Below are 3,246 nucleotides of genomic sequence, written 5' to 3' on the forward strand. Positions count from 1 at the left end.
CCCCCCCCCCCCCCCCCCCCCCCCCCCCCCCCCCCCCCCCCCCCCCCCCCCCCCCCCCCCCCCCCCCCCCCCCCCCCCCCCCCCCCCCCCCCCCCCCCCCCCCCCCCCCCCCCCCCCCCCCCCTATTAGATGTGTATAAGAGACAGCCTTTTATCCTCAGGTTAAATAATAAAAAGTGTAAAGCCATTTCTACTTCACTGCCTAAAATGTTATCCATAGAATTAATGATGGCTACTTTATCGCCAGTTTGTACAAGCAATACAGTTGCTTTGATCACATCATACCCACCTCTTTTCTTTATGCTATTGGACATCATATAATAATTCAATCCTTGGCAGGTCATCCCTTTTTCGCACACAGCTTCTGTAAATACTGTGATACCTGGAATCCGTGTTTCCCAACCATCAAACACCTCGAAAAAAATATGCGACATATCATTTTCTAAACTGCCCGATGATTTTATCATACTCATGAACTCAATAATTCTTTTTCCTGTAGTGGTGTTTTTCTCTAACATTAAACTATTTTCCCCTGCATTTAAACTCCAGGTGGGCGGAACAGTAATTGAATAAATATTTTTGCTTCCCGAACCAGTTGTATAGTTTGTTGGCGAAACTGGGTTTTCATTAGCAGATTTTTGATCGGGCCTTGTATTGTTGTTCACCGCAGGTCCTATTTCGTTCAAGTCCAGGCTTTGGATAAAATCCAGTATTTGGCTTTGATATTTTTCGGTGTTGGTCAGTATGACCACATTAGCCATTTTTCCATTTCCTGTAGCGGTTATCAGCGTTGCCATTCCTTTATTGGCGCCATTGGTATAGCTGGCTTGTCCCGAAATAATGCTCCATCCTTTTTCGGTAGCAGGCGCTTGCATGGCTGGTTCCCCTGAAACAGATACGGTACCTTTGACCAGTTTTTCCCAACTGGCTTTAAAGTTTTCGTTTGCTGTTGCTTTAGTTTCTACCGAACGTAAAATGACAACCGCTGCATAGTTTTCTTTCCCATCATTTTTGGTAGAAAGCTGTATGCCATTGGGCATTTCTGTTTTGTCCCAACCTTTTGGCATGGTGTAATTTACTACATCAAAAGCCTGCTGTTGGGCAAAAGCCGATGCAACAAAAACAATATTCATCGCAAAAAGAATTATCTTTTTCATAGACAAAACTTTAAGTAGTTATAAATAAAGCTATTACTGAATGTATCTTCCCGTGCAGGTGCTACTAATACAAAAAACAGGGCTAAAAATGATGTCTTCATCGCTTTTCAATTTGATGGTTGTAATATTTGCTTTTTATTTCAGGGATTAACGTTGCCAGTTTTTCGATCCTCGTTTCATTGGAAGGATGGGTAGATAAAAATTCGGGCACTTTGTTTGGGTTGCCAGCCGCCATGCGTTGCCAGAAAGGAATAGCTTCTTCAGGGTCATAGCCCGCCATGGCGGCGAATATCAATCCCAACTGATCTGCTTCACTTTCTTGCATGCGACTATTAGGAAGGGATAATGCCAAATTTGATCCCACGATATACAATGCCAGAAACAATTCCTGCGTTTTGGCCTTCTTTTCTTTTAAAGCTTCTTGCAACATCATCCCACCCAAACTGATCAACAAACCTTGGCTCATTCGCTCATTACCATGACGTGCAATGGCGTGGGCAATTTCATGCCCCAGTACCGCAGCCAATGCATTTTCATTTTGCGTGTATGATAACAGGCCTGTATACACCACCACTTTGCCACCGGGCATGCACCAGGCATTAACTGTAGTGGCAGTAATGGCATTATAGTCCCATTTAAAGTTTTTCAGGTCTTTGCTCATCCCATTTTGTTGCATGTAGGTTTCTACTGCCTGTTGGATTTTCGCGCCTACCCTTGCTACCATTTGTGCTCTTTCATCGTTTTTGCCAAGCGTGACACTGTTTTTCACAATCGTGTCGTATGCCGTAAATGCCAAGGTAGTAAGCATGGCATCGGGCACTAAATTCATTTGCTTGCGACCAGTAACTGGCACGGTTTTACATGCCGAGAGCGCTATCGACAATACGATTACAATACGAGTAAGGGCTTTTTTCATTTCGGATATGATTGGATAATGAAAAGAAATGAACTAGGTTAAATCATTCCCTCTTGGTAATGAAGGTTGGAAGCGTATTAAAGTAGGCGTCGGTTTTGCAGAACAGGTGCCACTTCATAAAATCGAGATACATGTCTGATCCGGTAAAATAGATTGTTTTAGAAGGCATGGTTGGGTGCGGGTTGCCGTTTTTATCCTTAAACTCGAGCACAACATTCACTTCATCAATTTTCCAGGCGTCCAAGCCAAAAAATGGTCCGTTTCCTTGTGTATTGTACAGGATATCGACCATTACTCCAGTTTGTCTATAATGCGCAAGGCTATTAAAGGCCTGATCGAAACCGGGAGCTCTAGGCAGATAAAATTCTTTGGTACTCCAAACTTTGAGTTCGGGCATGTAGTTTTCCATCATGTACCCTTTTTGGTAATTGTCGGTACCAGATGTAGGATAAACCCTTACTATTAATTTAGAGTTGAGCTCTTTATTATCCTTTCCGGTTTTAATGGTAACCTTTGCAACGGCTAGAAAGTAATCGGCATCGTTAACTGCCGTACTTGATGCTGAAGACTGTTGGTTATTGGTGTTTCCATTTTTAGCCTTCGACATCTGTGCCTGTACCACCATTGCACTTGAAGCCAACAGTAGTATAAAAAATACCTTTTTCATTTTGCTGATTTTAAAATTGATGATGGTAAAATTAGCCCAGTTAAATGGCAGTAGTAATCATTAAAAAGGATGATTTTTTATTGGTCAGCACATGGGATAAAAATTCAATCAATAAAGAGGAAAGCATTGGGTTCTTGAGTTAAAATTTTAATTAACTTTATCTAAAACAGACCAATAGCCAAGTTTAAATCAATCAGGCATTCTAATCTAAAAGATGGTTTTCACTTAAGCAAAGCTTAAAAAATCATTAAAAAAGACGATAAAAAACAATAACCGCTATATCTAATTTGCGCTCAATGAAAAAACTACTCGCAAGCCTATTTATACTCTGTCTCTTATACACATCTGACGCTGCCGACGAACCACGACAAAAAAAGAGTGTGTGGGGGGGGGGGGGGGGGGGGGGGGGGGGGGGGGGGGGGGGGGGGGGGGGGGGGGGGGGGGGGGGGGGGGGGGGGGGGGGGGGGGGGGGGGGGGGGGGGGGGGGGGGGGGGGGGGGGGGGGGGG

At 44.1% G+C, this 3,246-nt stretch carries 4 protein-coding genes; 1 reads left to right on the forward strand and 3 read right to left on the reverse strand.

The window, feature by feature from the left end:
* The 3 genes from JHD69_RS19305 to JHD69_RS19315 all read right to left on the reverse strand — a co-directional run.
* The coding region (locus JHD69_RS19305; protein ID WP_199141972.1) for a hypothetical protein at nucleotides 1-1,156 on the reverse strand (1,156 nt) is incomplete at its 3' end.
* Between the two features lie 97 nt (nucleotides 1,157-1,253).
* Entirely contained in the window at nucleotides 1,254-2,072 is an 819-nt protein-coding gene (locus tag JHD69_RS19310) for a M48 family metallopeptidase (RefSeq protein WP_199141973.1), read from the reverse strand.
* Nucleotides 2,073-2,115: 43 nt separating this feature from the next.
* Nucleotides 2,116-2,739, reverse strand: a complete 624-nt coding sequence (locus JHD69_RS19315; RefSeq protein WP_199141974.1) for a hypothetical protein — start codon at nucleotides 2,737-2,739, stop codon at nucleotides 2,116-2,118.
* A 296-nt stretch (nucleotides 2,740-3,035) separates the two neighbouring features.
* On the opposite strand from JHD69_RS19315, the gene JHD69_RS19320 reads away from it, so the two are divergent.
* The coding region (locus JHD69_RS19320; RefSeq protein WP_199141975.1) for a hypothetical protein at nucleotides 3,036-3,246 on the forward strand (211 nt) is incomplete at its 3' end.

The organism is Pedobacter sp. ASV12 (genome assembly GCF_016429155.1).
In the GTDB taxonomy this organism is placed as follows: Bacteria; Bacteroidota; Bacteroidia; order Sphingobacteriales; family Sphingobacteriaceae; genus Pedobacter.